Below are 279 nucleotides of genomic sequence, written 5' to 3'. Positions count from 1 at the left end.
AATCATGATTGGTAAAGCAGCAGGTAAAGCAAATGTTGAGGCTTTTGTTAAAAAAGTACAAACTCAAATCTCTGCAGGTAATATTAACGAAGCTATTGCTGAGTGTGACAAACAACAGGGAACTGTTGCTAATGTTGTAAGAGGAGGTTTGTTAAAGTATGAAGAAGTAAAAAGAGAAGGTTTTGATAGCGAAAGAGCAGAAGCAGCTATTCAACAAGAAATTGAAGAAGCTACATCTCTTGAAATGCCAATGTTAGAGAAAAACCTTGTGGTTATATC

General features: G+C 35.5%; 1 protein-coding gene. It reads left to right on the top strand.

What is annotated here, in order from left to right; translation table 11 throughout:
- On the top strand, window positions 1–279 hold a 279-nt coding region (locus DC53_RS22855; RefSeq protein WP_033032780.1), incomplete at both ends, for a hypothetical protein.

This window comes from Pseudoalteromonas fuliginea (assembly GCF_000690055.1).
GTDB classification, from domain to species: Bacteria; Pseudomonadota; Gammaproteobacteria; order Enterobacterales; family Alteromonadaceae; genus Pseudoalteromonas; species Pseudoalteromonas fuliginea.
The sequence above is the reverse complement of the archived record's forward strand: the minus strand, read 5'-3'. Positions and strand labels throughout refer to the sequence as shown.